Annotated in this window: 11 protein-coding genes; 3 read left to right on the top strand and 8 right to left on the bottom strand. The window is 54.6% G+C overall.

The genetic code is table 11. The annotated features are described in order from the left end of the window. Positions 1-1299 carry an adenosylmethionine--8-amino-7-oxononanoate transaminase gene (locus A4S02_RS03405; RefSeq protein ID WP_070322952.1) on the top strand — a complete coding sequence of 433 codons (1299 nt, stop codon included), beginning with the start codon at positions 1-3 and terminating at the stop codon, positions 1297-1299. Between the two features lie 11 nt (positions 1300-1310). Here the strand turns inward: A4S02_RS03405 and A4S02_RS03400 are convergent, their stop codons facing one another. From A4S02_RS03400 to A4S02_RS03375, 6 genes are all read right to left on the bottom strand, one after another. Then, on the bottom strand, positions 1311-1781 hold the full coding sequence (locus tag A4S02_RS03400) for a molybdenum cofactor biosynthesis protein MoaE (RefSeq protein ID WP_019090177.1): 471 nt from the start codon (positions 1779-1781) through the stop codon (positions 1311-1313). A gap of 5 nt (positions 1782-1786) precedes the next feature. After that, complete coding sequence (moaD, locus tag A4S02_RS03395) at positions 1787-2050, bottom strand: molybdopterin converting factor subunit 1 (RefSeq protein ID WP_019090176.1); 264 nt, start codon at positions 2048-2050, stop codon at positions 1787-1789. Between the two features lie 64 nt (positions 2051-2114). Then, complete coding sequence (locus A4S02_RS03390) at positions 2115-2642, bottom strand: hypothetical protein (protein WP_019090175.1); 528 nt, start codon at positions 2640-2642, stop codon at positions 2115-2117. Positions 2643-2827: 185 nt separating this feature from the next. Next, positions 2828-3397 (bottom strand): CDP-diacylglycerol--glycerol-3-phosphate 3-phosphatidyltransferase, encoded by a 570-nt coding sequence (gene pgsA / locus A4S02_RS03385; protein ID WP_003623001.1) that lies wholly within the window; start codon positions 3395-3397, stop codon positions 2828-2830. Between the two features lie 102 nt (positions 3398-3499). Continuing rightward, positions 3500-5413, bottom strand: coding sequence for an excinuclease ABC subunit UvrC (gene uvrC, locus A4S02_RS03380; protein ID WP_070322951.1), 1914 nt, complete (start codon positions 5411-5413; stop codon positions 3500-3502). 257 nt (positions 5414-5670) lie between these two features. After that, positions 5671-6732, bottom strand: coding sequence for a dipeptidase (locus A4S02_RS03375; RefSeq protein WP_070322950.1), 1062 nt, complete (start codon positions 6730-6732; stop codon positions 5671-5673). Between the two features lie 105 nt (positions 6733-6837). On the opposite strand from A4S02_RS03375, the gene A4S02_RS03370 reads away from it, so the two are divergent. Next, on the top strand, positions 6838-7650 hold the full coding sequence (locus A4S02_RS03370; RefSeq protein WP_070322949.1) for an exodeoxyribonuclease III: 813 nt from the start codon (positions 6838-6840) through the stop codon (positions 7648-7650). 56 nt (positions 7651-7706) lie between these two features. Here the strand turns inward: A4S02_RS03370 and A4S02_RS03365 are convergent, their stop codons facing one another. Together A4S02_RS03365 and A4S02_RS03360 are read right to left on the bottom strand one after the other, a co-directional pair. After that, on the bottom strand, positions 7707-11972 hold the full coding sequence (locus A4S02_RS03365; RefSeq protein WP_070322948.1) for a translocation/assembly module TamB domain-containing protein: 4266 nt from the start codon (positions 11970-11972) through the stop codon (positions 7707-7709). Next, the gene (locus A4S02_RS03360) at positions 11972-13900 is read right to left on the bottom strand and encodes an autotransporter assembly complex protein TamA (RefSeq protein ID WP_070322947.1); all 1929 of its coding nucleotides are present in this window, start codon (positions 13898-13900) and stop codon (positions 11972-11974) included. Before A4S02_RS03360 ends, A4S02_RS03365 begins: the two co-directional genes overlap by 1 nt. A 252-nt stretch (positions 13901-14152) precedes the next feature. Here A4S02_RS03360 and A4S02_RS03355 point away from each other — a divergent pair, with 252 nt between their 5' ends. After that, complete coding sequence (locus tag A4S02_RS03355; protein WP_070322946.1) at positions 14153-15244, top strand: lysophospholipid acyltransferase family protein; 1092 nt, start codon at positions 14153-14155, stop codon at positions 15242-15244. The last annotated feature ends 42 nt before the right edge of the window (positions 15245-15286 follow it).

Below are 15286 nucleotides of genomic sequence, written 5' to 3'. Positions count from 1 at the left end.
ATGGGGAAACATTCCATGACAGAAGCTTCCGGCTCATCTTTATCTTCCATGCCGGAATGGTACACGCAGGGGCTGCCCCATATCTGGCTACCTTATAGCCAGATGAAAACAGCCTCTGCGCCACTTGTCGCCGCACGCACGCATAACACGCGCATAACCCTGACAGATGGCCGGGAACTGGTAGATGGCGTGGCCGCATGGTGGACAGCCTGCCACGGCTATAATCACCCTCATATTCGCCAAGCCGTATGCCAGCAGATGGAAACTATGCCCCATGTGATGTTTGGCGGCATGATGCACCAACCCGCCCTGCGGCTGGCCAGCAGATTATGCACTATGCTGCCGGGAGATCTGGAACGGGTGTTTTTTACGGATTCAGGCTCGGTTTCCGTAGAAGTCGCCATGAAAATGGCCATTCAGTACCGCCTGAACAAAGGGCAGACCAAACGTACCAAGATGCTGGCGTTCCGTGGTGGCTATCATGGAGACACACTGGCCACGATGTCTGTTTGTGACCCGGAAGAAGGCATGCACCATCTCTACGGCTCTGCCCTGATGGAGCACGTAATATCCCCTCTGCCAGTGGATGAAGCCAGCACTGCTACATTTCTGGATTTACTAGCAAAACACGCGCACGAACTTGCCGCCATTATAACCGAGCCTTTGGTGCAAGGGGCTGGTGGCATGTTGTTTCATTCTCCACAAACACTGCGCACCTTGCGCAAAGCTGCGAATGATCACGATGTGCTGCTGATTTTAGATGAGATTTTCACCGGCTTTGGCCGCACGGGCACCATGTTTGCCTGCGAACAGGCTGGTATTGTACCCGATATTATCACGCTTTCAAAAGCGCTTACGGGGGGCACCATGGCGCTTGCCGCCACAGTGGCGCGGCGGCATGTGTTTGAGGCATTCCTTTCTGATAATCCCGAACATGCGCTTATGCACGGCCCCACCTTTATGGCGAACCCACTGGCCTGCGCCTGCGCCAATGCCTCGCTCGATCTGTTTGAAACCGAGCCACGCCTTCAACAAGTGCAAAACATCAACGCGTTTCTGACCGAAGCGCTAGAACCCTGCCGCACCCTACCCGGCGTAAAGGATGTGCGCACACTTGGAGCTATTGGGGTTGTGGAGCTGGAAAAGATCAATAACCCGGATGCATTGCGGCAGCGTTTTATTGCCGAAGGCGTGTGGATACGCCCCTTCCGTAATATTGTTTACCTAACCCCTGCCTTTACCATTGAAAAACAGGATTTACGCAAACTCACAGACGCCATTTATAAAGTATTGTCCTGAAAACTGTAATGTTAGGAAGATGAAGGCGCTGTGTGCATCCATGCCGCTGCAGCGTGTTCATCTTCTTCCCGCGCATCCACCCATGCGGTATGGCCGTTCGCGAATTCTTCTTTTTTCCAGAACGGCGCGCCGGTTTTAAGCCGATCAATCAAGAACGATGTAGCGGAAAGTGCTGCACCCCGATGGGCCGCAGCCGTTCCCACCAGCACAATAGGCGCACCCACTTCTAACCGGCCAACCCTGTGTATGAGCGTACATCCAAGCAGATTGAACCGCTCCATAGCTTCCTGCGCAAGCTGATGAAGGATTGTTTCCGTCATGCCCGGATAATGTTCCAGCGTCAGGCTTAGCAAGCCATCTCCACCACGCACCTGCCCTATAAACAGGCCCATACCGCCAACTTGTTCGGAAAGGCCAGAAAGACGCGCGGTTTCAGCCCCCGTATCAAAAGCTGCCTGTTGCACCAAAACACGGACAGGCATGGGTATCATCCGCCTGTCATGGGGGGGAAAAACGCAAGCTCATCACCCGGTTGCACGCAGGTATCAAACCCACCCAGCTTTTGGTTGATAGCAACACGAATACGCGGTGTGGCGGCAAACACCTCATCCAACCTGGCATCATGCTGGCGCAGTTCCTGCACCAAAGCGGCCACAGGCACATTATTGGATGGCAGAGTAACCTGCTGGCCTTCACGCCCCAGTTGCTCACGCAGGGCGGCAAAATAAAGAATATTAACGGAGCCTGTCATGGCCTGCCTACTGCGGTTTGAGTTTTCTAGCCGTTGCATCTGCCACGCTTAAACAGCGTAGCCGTTAGTGATGTACGGTAGAACGGTTATCCTTGATGGTGCTAACGGATCCATCTGGCTGGATCAAGGTAATGGTGCCATCATCATTCGGGATTTCAATAGGGGCACCTACCCCGCGATGCGCCCCGTACTTACTGGAAACATCTGGTTCTGCGTCTGGCAGTTTACCTGCCGTACCACCCCCAATAACACCGTGGCGAATGTCTTCTTTTTCGCCAATGCTCATTTCCTCGCCATCAGGAAGTTGCGGACCTGTGGCGGCATCTCCGCCCAGCACAGTGCCGCTTCGGTCTTTTTCAACATCTTCCAGCGTAGGCAGCGGTGTTGGTGGGCCGGGCCACATATTGCCGCCTTCTGGCAGAATAGGAACATCTACAGCAGATTGCCCCCTGATCCGCCGCATGTTCAGCTCATCCCCAGTCGTCGCATTTGGGTTTTCACCCGGAAGCGTTGCTGTATCCGAGACAAACTTGTCAAAGCCTGCACATCCGCTCACGATCATACATAAACCTAGAAGAGCGGCTTTCCGCATGCCCTGACTCCGCAATCATCATCTTTCAACAGCAGGCGAATCATTCCCTGCCTGCGATTGCGGCCTTTTAGAACCGCACCTCATGCTAAATAACGGTTTATCCACCAGACACAAGGCGATGCAGCAAAATGAAGTTATTTTTCTGGAATAGATGCTCTGTATTACTAAATGAGTAACAAAGTTTTTTACATTTCAACATGGCGCAGACCAGTTGTTAAATAATCCCAGCCGGTTATCAATGTAAGCACCGCAGAAATCCAAAGTAATACAGCACCAATAAGTGCCACTGGCAGCCACGGCATACCCAACAAAGCGCCAGTACCGTCCCCCGCCAGCAAAAAGCCAATGGCTGTCATCTGGAAGCCAGTTTTCCACTTTGCCAAACGGGTTACAGGCAGGCGCGCACGCCGTTCCGCCAGATATTCCCGCATGCCGGAAACCAGAATTTCACGGCACAGAATAATAATGGCAGGCCACAAACCCTGATAAGGCAGACGCGCAAAACCAGCCAACACCATCAAACAGGCCCCAACCAGCAGCTTATCTGCAATGGAATCAAACATGCGCCCGAAATCTGACATCTGATGGCGTGAGCGTGCCAGCTTGCCATCAAAGTAATCGGTTATTCCCGCCAGAATGAATAGCAGACACGCCAAGGCATCTGTACGCGGGCTCCCCCATGCAGCCAGAGTGACCACAATGGGTATGGCTACAATACGCGAGATTGTCAGGACATTCGGCAGATCTGTCAGCATTACGGAATATAGTAACCTATTTCCTGCACTGCTGGAATGGCTTATGTCATCGCAAAGGTGTCAGGCACCCAGAATTCTTCTGCAATGCTCATATGCTGGTGGTCATCCTGGCGTCCAATCTGGGTGAAAATGGCCGTAAATAGCCCGCGCTGTTTCTCGGCTGATACCGGGTGCAGCTTCCAACTCTGCCAAACCGGCCTGTTTGATGGCGCGTGCTGAACCAAATGTGTTCAGCAACAGCTTTTTACGCGCAGGCCCAATGCCGGGCACATCATCCAGTTCCGACTTCACCAGTGTTTTAGATCTGCCAGACCTATGGGTGGTAATGGCAAAATGGTGGGCCTCATCACGCAGCCGTTGCAGATAGTACAGTACGGGGTCTCGCAAATCGAGCTGGAAGGGTTCCTTGTCCTCCGTATAGAACCATTCCTTCCCGGCATCACGGTCTGGCCCTTTGGCAATGCCCACAAGCTTTACGCCTGTTACGCCCAGATCATCCAGCACACTGCGCACCGCAGAGTATTGCCCAGCGCCGCCATCAATCAGCAGCACATCTGGCCAGTTGGAAGTATCTCCTTCTTCCGCCTCTTTCAGGGCACGGCCAAAGCGGCGCTCCAGCACTTCGCGCATCATGCCAAAGTCATCCCCCGGCGTAACGGGGCCTTTTATTTTGAACTTGCGATACGCCTTGCGGTTAAAGCCCTCCGGCCCGCCCACAATCATCACACCATAAGCGTGCGCGCCCTGAATATGGCTGTTATCGTACACTTCTATGCGTTCTGGCGGCGCATCCAACCCCAAAACATCTGCCACGCCTTGCAGCAATTTGGCCTGCCCTGCGGTTTCTGCCAGTTTGCGGCTGAGAGCATCCCGCGCATTGGTAACGGCATGATCAAGCACCTGCTTTTTTTCACCCCTTTGCGGAGCAAGAATTTCTATCTTGCGGCCACGCCGGAGAGATAAAGCCTCCGTCAGCAGTAAAGATTCCGGCAGTTCATAATTCACCAAAATCTGGGCAGGGCATGGTTTATCATCATAAAACTGCGCGATAAAGGCAGACAGCACATCTGCAGGTGAAGCATCCTGCGTATGAGCCGGAAAGAACGAGCGGCTGCCATTATTACGCCCACCGCGAATGAAAAAGACCTGAATACAGGCATGCCCGGCCTCCTGCCACAGCGCCAGCACGTCTGCATCCTGAAGAGATGCCGGATTGATCACACTGGATTCCTGCATCTGTGCCAGCGCACGAATACGATCTCGCAGCACAGCAGCGCGTTCAAAATCCAACGCTTCTGCGGCGGCGTTCATTTCCTGCCCCAAGGTTTCGCGCAGCGCTGTATCCTTGCCAGACAGGAACTCCCGCGCCTGTTCTACCAATTGTCCGTAAGCGTGCTGATCTATCCGATCCACACATGGGCCAGAGCAGCGTTTGATTTGATAAAGCAGGCATGGACGGGTGCGCGCGTTAAAAACCGCATCTGTGCAAGAGCGTAGCAGAAAAACACGCTGGATCAGGTTGAGTGTCTGATTAACCGCCCAAGCCGAAGCAAATGGCCCCCACAGGCTGGCCCCTTTAACGGCCTTACCCCGGTGCTTGGCAATTTGCGGGAACGCATGTGCATCTGTCAGCATCAGCCACGGGTAGCTTTTGTCATCCCGCAGCAGGATGTTGAAGCGCGGTTTCATGCGCTTGATGTAGTTTGCCTCCAGCAACAGGGCTTCGGCTTCCGTATGGGTGGTGACAATTTCCATTGCCACCGTTTCGGAAACCATGCGCCGCAGCCGTTCGGGCAAGCGATTGATATGGGTGTACGATGTTACCCGCTTTTTAAGTGCTAACGCCTTGCCAACGTACAGCACCTCCCCTTTAGACCCCAGCATACGGTACACGCCCGGTGAAAGCGGCATGGTTTTAAGCGCATGCCGAATGGCCTCTACCCCTTTTACAGCAGGGGCTGCCTGTTCCTGCGCCACAGGCAGGGTATCTGAAGGGGGAGAATCAGCTGTCATCATACGCTCTTGGTCGAAAGGTAAATTTCATCCACCGTTTTTGTGGATAACTCTGTGGAACAGCTGGGGCTGATGCATCATAAACCGCAGAAAGTCAGCCCTTTCAACAGATTGCACAGTTTTTGGTCATTCCTAGCAACCTACTGATTTCAAAAGATTTAATGTGTTGCGGTTTTTTGACACCCTGTGGTTTTTGAACTTTTTGTTGAAAATACGCGATGTCAAGACAGGAAGTGGACAAATTTTGCAGTTTTTTGTTCTCATGCAATCCTGCTTTGTTCTGCCACCTGTTCTGCATTTTCCAACACGCGCAGGAAATTTTCACCCCAAAAAGCCGCAATTTCACTTTTGTCATAACCACGACGCATTAGCTCGGCGGTAATGTTCACACCCTGTGTGGCGTTCTGCCAATCTTCCAGCGCCCCACCACCATCGAAATCTGAGGAAATACCTACGTATTCTGGCCCAAGCCTGCGCACAACGTAATCAATATGGTCTACCAGATCGGTTACAAAACCTTGCCGTTTGCCTTCCTCCAGCTTGGGCTTCAAAAACGCGGGCATGGCCGTAATCTGGATAACTCCGCCACTTTCCTTCAGCGCATCCAACTGCTCATCATCCAGATTACGTGGGTGATCGCAAAGCGTGCGCACGCAGGAATGACTGGCCACAATAGGTGTGGCAGAAACCTGCACAGCCTGAAGCATGGTTTGTTTGGAGGAATGAGACACATCCACCACAATACCAAGGCGGTTCATTTCGGCAATCGCTTCACGCCCAAGGGCGGAAAGGCCGTGGTGGCGCTGTGGTCCATCTCCAAGACTGGGGCGATGAATGGCCGCATCTGCCAGCGCATTATGGCCGTTATGGGTGAGCGTAACGTAACGCGCTCCCTTGGCCCGAAACTGCTTAAGCAATGCAGGATCATCCCCCATGCCGTAGCCATTTTCTACGGCTGGAACAACAACCAGCACACCTTCATGAAACGCTGCACGCATATCCGCCACAGCGGAGCATACACGTGCACTTACGCCATTATGGATGCCCTGCATGCGGCCTATGGCATCCAACATAGCAAGGCACTGTTCCTGCGCCTGTGCGTGCCCTTCCCGGTCTATGGCGGCTTGGGCAATGTACGCCACAAAGCATCCGGCAAACATACCGCCCTGCTGCATTTTAGGCAGGTCCACCCGCCTATCTGCCGTATCTTCAAACGCATCATTCCGGTCGGGCCATGGAATATCGATATGGCTATCCAGAGTGAACAAGGCACGATGCAGCGCAACTGCATCCGGAGAAACGAAAGAAGGTTGGGTTGTCATAATTTAAAAAATGGCCCTGTTACATGAAATTACAAGGGAACAGCCGGGTTCCATCTGCCCCACTTATGCGCCTGTTTTTGCTTGCCCTGCAAACCGCAATCCGTCATGCCACGGCACATGCGATTAGTAACATGGAACATCAATTCCCTCCGCCTGCGCCTGCCTCTGCTTGAAAAGCTGGTGCGGCATCTCGCCCCAGATGTTGTGTGCCTACAGGAAACCAAGGTGCCAGACCCTTTATTTCCCGAAGATGGCGTAAAGGCTCTGGGTTTTGAGCACCTGCATTACCGGGGCATGAAAGGCTATAATGGCGTTGCCATTCTTTCTCGCCATCCGCTAAAGCCCGTCACACAAACACCGGTATGGTACGGCAAGGAAGATTGCCGCCATGTAGCCGCCACTGTATGTGCGCCAGAAGGCGAAGTGGAACTGCACGATTTTTATATTCCCGCAGGAGGGGATGAGCCAGACCCGGAAACCAACCCTAAATTCGCCCATAAACTGGCTTTTGTGGAGGAAGTAACAGAGTGGTTTCAATCCCGCCCCCTCAACCGCACGGTGTTGGTGGGGGACTTCAACATCGCGCCGCTTGAGCATGATGTATGGAGCCACAAGCAGCTTCTTAAAATTGTCAGCCACACCCCGCCAGAAACAGAGCGCCTAAACCTTTGGCTGCAAACCGGCTTTGTGGATGCCATGCGCCACTTTGTACCACCGGAAAAAAAACTTTATACGTGGTGGTCTTACCGCAACCGGGACTGGAAAAAATCCAACCGAGGCCGCCGTTTAGACCACGTCTGGATGACGCCTGACCTCCTGCCCAACCTGAATGGCATGACGGTTGTGCGTGAGGCGCGAGATTGGGAAGGTCCCTCCGACCATGTGCCGGTTGTGGTAGATTTTAGCCTTTCGGACTAAAGCCCAGTATTTGAGGCGCTTGTAAAAAAGAGCGCTTCAAATACTCATCTGAATGCTTAGTAACGATACTGCCACAGCAGCCCAACGCTGCTTCCCGGATCGTTTTCTGGGGTGGTAAAGCCAGTCACGGTGCCGCCTGTGCCCACCGTTGTGTTCAGCTTAAGGTGCTTTGTCAGGTCAACCTGCACCTGCGCCTGTGTGCCAGAACCAGATGTGGCCTGCTTGGCACCTACGTAAACGCCTTTCATCACGTATTTGCCAGCCTCAACACTGGTGCCACCATTCCCCACGCCAGAACCGCCGCCAATGGCCAAGCGGTCCAGATGCAAGGTTTTACGAATGGTACCCATGGGGTCAAACGGCGTAAGCCCGGTAAGCGTGGCCAGCGCCGTGCCCAATTCCACCATTTGCGTGGAAGAAAGAGAGTGTGCATCTGTGCCAAACAGCAGCATAGCCAGAACCTGATCCTGCGGCAGGGGCGGCATGGATTCAAACGTAATCTTGGGCGCACTGGCATAACCACCCACCTTCAGCATGGCTGTTTGGCCTTGCACAGCACGATCGGCTTCAAAATCCAGCGTGGGGTCCATTTTGTGGCCAACGCCCGAGCCATTAAAGGCCACCCGCCCCTTGGTGAAGTTAAGCGAAATACCGGCCAGATCAAAGTTACCGCGCTTAAGGTCAAACCCGCCGCTCATCTGCGGAGCCTGCGTTGTACCGCCAACTTTTAGTTTGCCAGCCATTTCCGCATCCAAGCCGTGCCCGCGCACAAAGAATTTGCCGGGTGATGTCAGGCTCAGGTTCAGCCCGATAACAGCAGACTTAGTGCTTTCCGCCTTGGCAGCTTCCGCCTGCTTTTGCTCATCACCGGGGCGCACAACATCCAAACGCGCCACGGAAGATGGCAAGGAATTGGGAATATTGATTTCCACACGCCGCAAATCTACCGTGCCATCAACATCCATGCGGGTTTGCACCTGCCCTTTTACGGCAATATCCGCGTTCATCACCGCTGTCAGCAGATCACTGGAGATGGGGCGAGCATCATGGGTCTGCAAACGAATATCCAGCGGCATACCGGGGGAACCAATGCCCACAAAACCAGTTACGCCCAAGCTGCCATCACCAGCTTTGGCCGTAAGGTTCTGAATAACTATCTTGTCGTTCTCACCCACCACGCGGCCATTGATATTGGCCAGATGGAAGCCTTGAGCAAAATCCTGCACATCGGCATCGCGCAGATCAACCGTGCCCGTTACACGGGGAGAGGACATGGTGCCCGCAACCAATAGCGCCATCTGGGCTTGCCCCATCGCCTGCCGTGCCTGCGCGCCCAGAATGCCATTGGCAATGCTTAAATCCAGATTACCATTGACGCGCAGATTCATTGGCCCAGTTTTGTTCAGCGGAGCCGTGCCTGCCACGTTCACGTTTAGCTTGGGGCCGGCGCCCGCAGCCACCTGCACTTTGGCAGAACTACCCGCCAAATTGGCTGCGGCATCTAGATGCAATGGCGGAATGGAAGCAGCGGCAGAACTACCAGCCATACGCAAATCTCGCCCAGTAAGCTTAACTTGCCCTTGAGGTGCATTTAACGTTCCCGCCACCTTGGCCTGAACAGAAACCGTGCCAGATGCCTTGAAATCTGGCGCAAACGGATGTGCCAAAGCAGGCGTTAAATTACGGATATCCGCCGTAACGGCCAAAGAGGGCTTGATCTTACCGGCAACATCAATGGTGGCGGGTTGGCTGCCTGCCGTCACCAACGTGGCCCGCAGCCGATCAACCCCCATTGTCTCACCGAATGAGACCAACGCAGGTGCTAAAAGACGCACCGTTTCCTGCTTGGCGGTAGCATTCAGCCGCTGCACTTTCACCTGCTTGGCGGTAGCATTCAGCCGCTGCACTTTCACCTGCTTGGCAGGCAGGTTCAACAGGGCTGCGGTATCCAGCATCAACGGGCTGCCAGACCAGCTTGCTGGCCCTACCTGTGCGGTCAACGCCATAGCATTATCCGGCCCCTTGGCACTTAAACGTGCCTGACCGGTTACACCGGAAGCAGAAAGGCCGCCCAGTTTAAGCGTAAGATCAGCATTGGGGTGGGCGGCCGGATCTTTTACCGTGCCTGCCAGAGCCAGAGACCCAATTTTTACGCTAGGCATAGCCACATTGCCATCCAGCTTAAGAGCAACCTGAGGTTTATCGGCCACCTGCGTGGTTTTAACAGAAGCAGCCAGCGCGCCAGAAATAGCCTGCCCTATAAGCGGGCGAAAATCTGCCAAGCGTCCAACCTTCAGGTCCAGCGTGCCCAGTGGCACCACCTCACCTGTAGGGAGAGAAAGCTGCCCTTGCCCGGCCACGCTGTTCCATGACAGTTTGCGAATATCAACCTGCCTGTCACCCTGTGCGCTTTGGGCCAAAGCCACATCCAGCAACAAGGGTGCGCGGTTAAGCGTGCCATGTGCCTGCACCGTACCTTCTGGCGCAGTGGGCAAGTGCTGCACATTGGCATCCAACTCTATTGGCCCGCGCGGCATGGTGGCGGTGCCGGGGTCTCCCTTCGCATGGAGTGTGGCTGTAAAATCCTGCATCGGGCCTTTAGCCTGCAAGGCCAGCGTAAGCGCCCCACGCAGAGAAGGTAACGCCCGCGCAAGATCTGTCAGGCCCAGATCAAACCCCAGATCCATATCGCGGCCCGTATTCACCTGCCCGCCACCTTTAAGGTTAAGGGCGCGGCCATCTACACTCAGGCTTTGCAGGTCAATCTGCTTGGCTGCTGGCAACTTATCCTGCGCAGCCAAGGGCCGCATGGTGGCTGTAAGGGCAAACTTGCCATCCGGCCCGATTAATCCCGCAGCCTGAGCCTGGCCACCTGTAATAGCCAGCGTGCCATCTGCTGTAAGGTGTGTATCTCCCTCTGGCTTTGCGGGAAGGTCAAATTGCACGTTCATACCCGCGCTGCCGCGCAAAGGCGTGCCGGCCATTTCACCAAACGGCAGCAAATCAGGTAGCTTCAATGCCACCGTGCCACGCTGTGGAGCTGCAGATTGCACATTGCCAGAAAGATTTAGCAAAGGGTGAGAGAGCGTAAAGGCCAGCGGCTTGCCGGGTTTTTGTGGCTCCAACTGCGCATCAAGCTGCAACGGCGCAGAAGCCAGCAGCGTAGGTGCCTTGCCCGGCAAGCGCACACCATCTGCTGTTGCCACCACATGCAGCAAATTGGCCATATCGGCACTGCCGTTCTCGCCCGAGAACTGCATTTTCAACGTGCCCACACCTGCGCCAGATGCGGCTAGCTGATCAACCTGCACCTGCGCCGTGCCCAGCGGCGCTGCCATTTTGCCGTGCAGTTGCGCCCCTAAATGAATACCACCCCATGCCAGATCGGGCGAAAGAGACATAGCTGGCGCATCCACCCCGGCATTCAGCTTCCCCAGCTTTTCGGCCAGCAGATCCAGCACGCCATCTGCATGGGCTTTTATATCCCCGGCAGAAGCGGCAAAGCCCAGCACAGCAGCCGAAGGCGGGCCATTAATATCCAGCTTGAGGGCCAGTGGCACCAATTGCGGCATTTTCAGGCGTGTAGCGGCAAAGCCATCTGTGCCCTCGCTAGCATCCAGATGTAGGCCCAGATTGCCTTTGCCGGTTGTGGTTGCCAGATCAATCTGTCCGGCGGCATCCAGCCTTTTAAGGTGCAGAGCAATATCCGCACCCGGCAGAGAAGGTAGACTTAGCCCATTGATAACCGGATCAATGTTCGAAATCCTGCCCCGCCCAGCCAAGGAAAAACTGGCCGGAGAACCCGCAAGTGCTGCCCCCACATTAATACGCCCCACCGCAAGTTTGCGGATATCTACCCCCAGATGCAGCGCAGAAGGCGAACTTTTGGAAGGTGTAGCTGGCTTGGCTGGATCAGACACAGGCAGACGCGGAATATCCAGCTCATCTGCCGTAACGGCGTAAATACGTGCTGTGCGCCCAATTATTGCCAAAGGAGACCAATTAAGCGCCACATTATGCAGCGTAAGCCAAGCGCCCTGCTTATCGCGAATTTCTAGCGTATCCAGCCGGAAGTTATCGGGAAAGCGGCCAGACATGCCCGAAAGCCCTATCATCCCGCCCGTAAGGGAGGATGTCTGATGCATGAGCATTTTGCGGCCCGGCCCGGTATTGGCCCCCACCAGCAAAACAGCCACAGCAAGGCCAGTTATGCCAACCAGAGAACCACCGGTTATAAGGGCAATACGCCCCACACGCCGCCAGAGCGGGCGCGCAGGTTTATCCGGCAAGCGTGGCAGAATGGGTTCTGGCGTATCGGCCATTAGAATGTCTCCCCAAGGCCGATATACAGATCCCACTTATCACCGCGTGGGGCACGGTTAAGAGGTACAGCAACATCCAGCCGAATGGGGCCAATAGGCGTATAATACCGCACGCCCCCACCAGCACCCACGCGCAGCTTGCCGGTAAATGGCAAACTGCTGCTGCCAACCTGACCGGCATCTATAAACCCGGCCATGCCCACGTTGCCTATAATTCTTTGGCGGAATTCTGCACTTCCCGCATCCAGAGATGTTCCGCCAATAGCATAGCGCGTATTTTTATACTGTGGCCCCACGCCCTGCCAGCGGAAGCCTCGCACCGTGGAACTACCGCCGGCATACAGGCGTTGATCTGGCGGAATATCCCACGTGCTGGCACCCTGAATACTGCCAACCATGCCCCGAAAAGCCAGAACACTGTTGCCAGGCTTGCTGATACCCAGATGGTGTAGATCAAAATATGTAGAAGCCGTGCCGTTCAGGATGGCAAAAAACGAGGTACCGCTGCCCTTGTTCCCCAAGGAAACGGATGGCGTAATGCTCATGCTGGCACGTACACCGTGTGTTGCAGGTTCAATGGGGTTTCCAACGCCCGTGTTGTCAAACATAACGGAAAGTGGTGCAGAAATAATGGTGTAATCACGCGTAACACCAAACTGTTCGATCTTTTCCTGCTCTGCCATCAATCCAAAACTGCCGTTCCAGTTTTTAGCCAACGGGCGCGTAATACCGCCACGAATCAAAAACGCCGTCTGCCGATAGGACCAGAATAACTGCCGCAGCCCTTCAATACGTGCACTTAAGTTCTGATTGCGTTCCAGAAAATCGGGCTTGAAGAAATCTGCATACACATCATACCCCAAGCCTTGCTGGGCAGAACCGCCAAGGCCGGTAATAAGTGCTGTCAACCGCAAACGCTCTGCGTTGCCCAACAGGTTATAATGTGTCCATGATCCACCGGCGCGCGCACCCAAATCTGTGGAATAGCCGCCTTCTGCCCCCACGGAGTGGCGCTTGGCTTCCTTAAAGCTGAAATCAAGCGGCATGGTGCCATCCACTGCGTAGGTAGAAGCATCCTGCACTGTTACGTTAGAAAATACCCCAACGGAGGCCAGATCCTGCCTTGCGTTTTCAATTTTAGAGGGCTGATAAAGCTGCCCTTCCTGCACCGTCATACGGCGGCGCACGAACTTTTCATGCACCTGTTTCAGGCCGGTTGTATCTATCTTGCCAATATTCAATACCGGGCCCGGCGTTACAGGGTAGGTAATGTTCAACGTATGTGTGGTGGGTTCCAGAAAAGCCTTGGGTTTTTCCACTGTAGCCAGTGCATGCCCATCTTCACGCAGGGCATCCATCAGGTTGCTGCCGCCGTCCAGCACGCTTTTGGCAACCGCAGGCTGCCCCGATGACAGCCCGAAGGCTTTTTTCTGAGCATCCGTCAAAACAGGAGGCTGGCCGGTTTTGTCATCCACCAGTGTGACCGTACCCAGATGAAACAGAGGGCCTTTATCTACCTTTACTTCAGCCTGAATTTTTTCACCCGTAGGAACGGATTCGATCCATTGTGAAAGAGCGGGAGACATCCCGTCCATCTTCACGGCATCTTTGCCGCCATTCCGACTGAGGGTGATATGCACCGTACCTGCGTAATAACCGCAGCTTTCCAACGCCGTGCGCAAGCGGTCATATTCATTCCGCACACGCCCGGCCAACGCAAACGGCCCCACCGCATGTGTGGATTGGAGAGACTGAAGATCGGATGAGCTTTTAATAGCCGTATCCAGATCTGCCTCCCCCGTAGGCACCAGCTTGGTGGTGTAAGGCTGTGGATCTGCCGCCCAGGACCAAGACAGACAGGACGATGCACCCCACAAAGCGGCACCAGCCAGAACACGATTCGCGGTGAGAGCAAGCCTGTTCAGCATGTTGTTCTTGCGTGTCCTCACCAAAATCTGCCTGCACCTATTTGCCAAAGTTCTGCTTACAAACCCTTTTATGCACATACCATGACAAAAATACGGTGCCGAAGCCCAAAACAGCTTCTGTTACGCATAAATTGGGAGATGGATTGTCCAGCCGGCCAAAATCGCGGTAAGAGAGCGCATGCTTTTTCATTCCATCTGCGCCGCTGCCGGGCGCGTTTGTCCGACAGAGCTGTGTCTGGCAGAAATGAAACGATGACACCACGCCCGTCTGACCAAACCCGTCCTCCCTACGCTTCCCCCCAAAAGAAGCCCCATGGTCTTTCCCCTTTACCTGCGTGGGTGGAAGCTTATTTCCGCCGCACGGCAGATTTAAGGGCGGTCCTGCGCCTTGGTGCGCTGGTTGTCTGGGTGCCGCTATCTGTTGGCTTTGAAGCATGCTTGCTGCTTGTGCCCGGCACACCAAAAATCCGCTGGACGCGCGTAATCTGGGGCGTGCTATGCCGTATTATCGGGTTGCAAATCCATGTTGTGGGGCAACGTGTGGGCACGGTGGGTGGCCTCAAGGCTCGCCAGCGGGGTGAACGGCCCGTTATCTATATTTGCAACCACATGTCTTGGTTGGATGTGTCGGTGTTGGGCACCATTCTGCCTTCCGTGTTTGTGGCCAAAGGCGATATTGAAAAATGGCCGATCATGGGCTTGGTCTCCCAAATCGGGCGCACCATTTTTGTCAGCCGCCAGCGCAGCACGACTGGCCGTGAGCGTGATGAAATGATCCGCCGCATGGTGGAAGGAGATAATCTTGTCCTGTTCCCTGAAGGCACATCATCCGATGGCTCCCGCGTGTTGCCCTTCATGTCCGCTTTTTTTGCCATCGCAAAATTGCCCCGGCTAAAGGAAGGCATGGATAAAAGCCTTCTGCCCATAACATTTGAACCGGGCATGACGCCCCTTATCCAGCCCGTATCCCTTGTATATGATCGGCTGGAAGACCTGCCCATTTCTCGCCTCCGTCGCCCTGTGTTTTCATGGTACGGAGATATGGACCTTGGCCCCCATGTATGGGCTTTGTTGAAGTGGAAGCGCTCCCGCGCAACTGTGTTGCTGCACGAACCGCTGGACCCAGATATGTTCCCCAGCCGCAAGGCTCTGGCACAGGCTGCATGGAAGGCTGTTTCCATAGGTGCGGCAGAACTGCGCCAAAACCGCAAGCCTACGGTTATAAAAGGCCGGTTTAACCCCGCCACCCTGCCCGTTAATTTTCTGCCGCCTTCTGTCAAGAAAGCCAAAAGGATACTTGACAGAACCGCCTCCTTTTTTGCTTCAATACGCATAAGACTTTAGGCAGCAAAACCGGTGGCTGTTACAGGCCACCAAACCCATAAG

The sequence above is a fragment of the Acetobacter ascendens genome, from assembly GCF_001766235.1.
In the GTDB taxonomy this organism is placed as follows: Bacteria; Pseudomonadota; Alphaproteobacteria; order Acetobacterales; family Acetobacteraceae; genus Acetobacter; species Acetobacter ascendens.
This window is presented reverse-complemented; position numbering and strand designations above follow the sequence as displayed.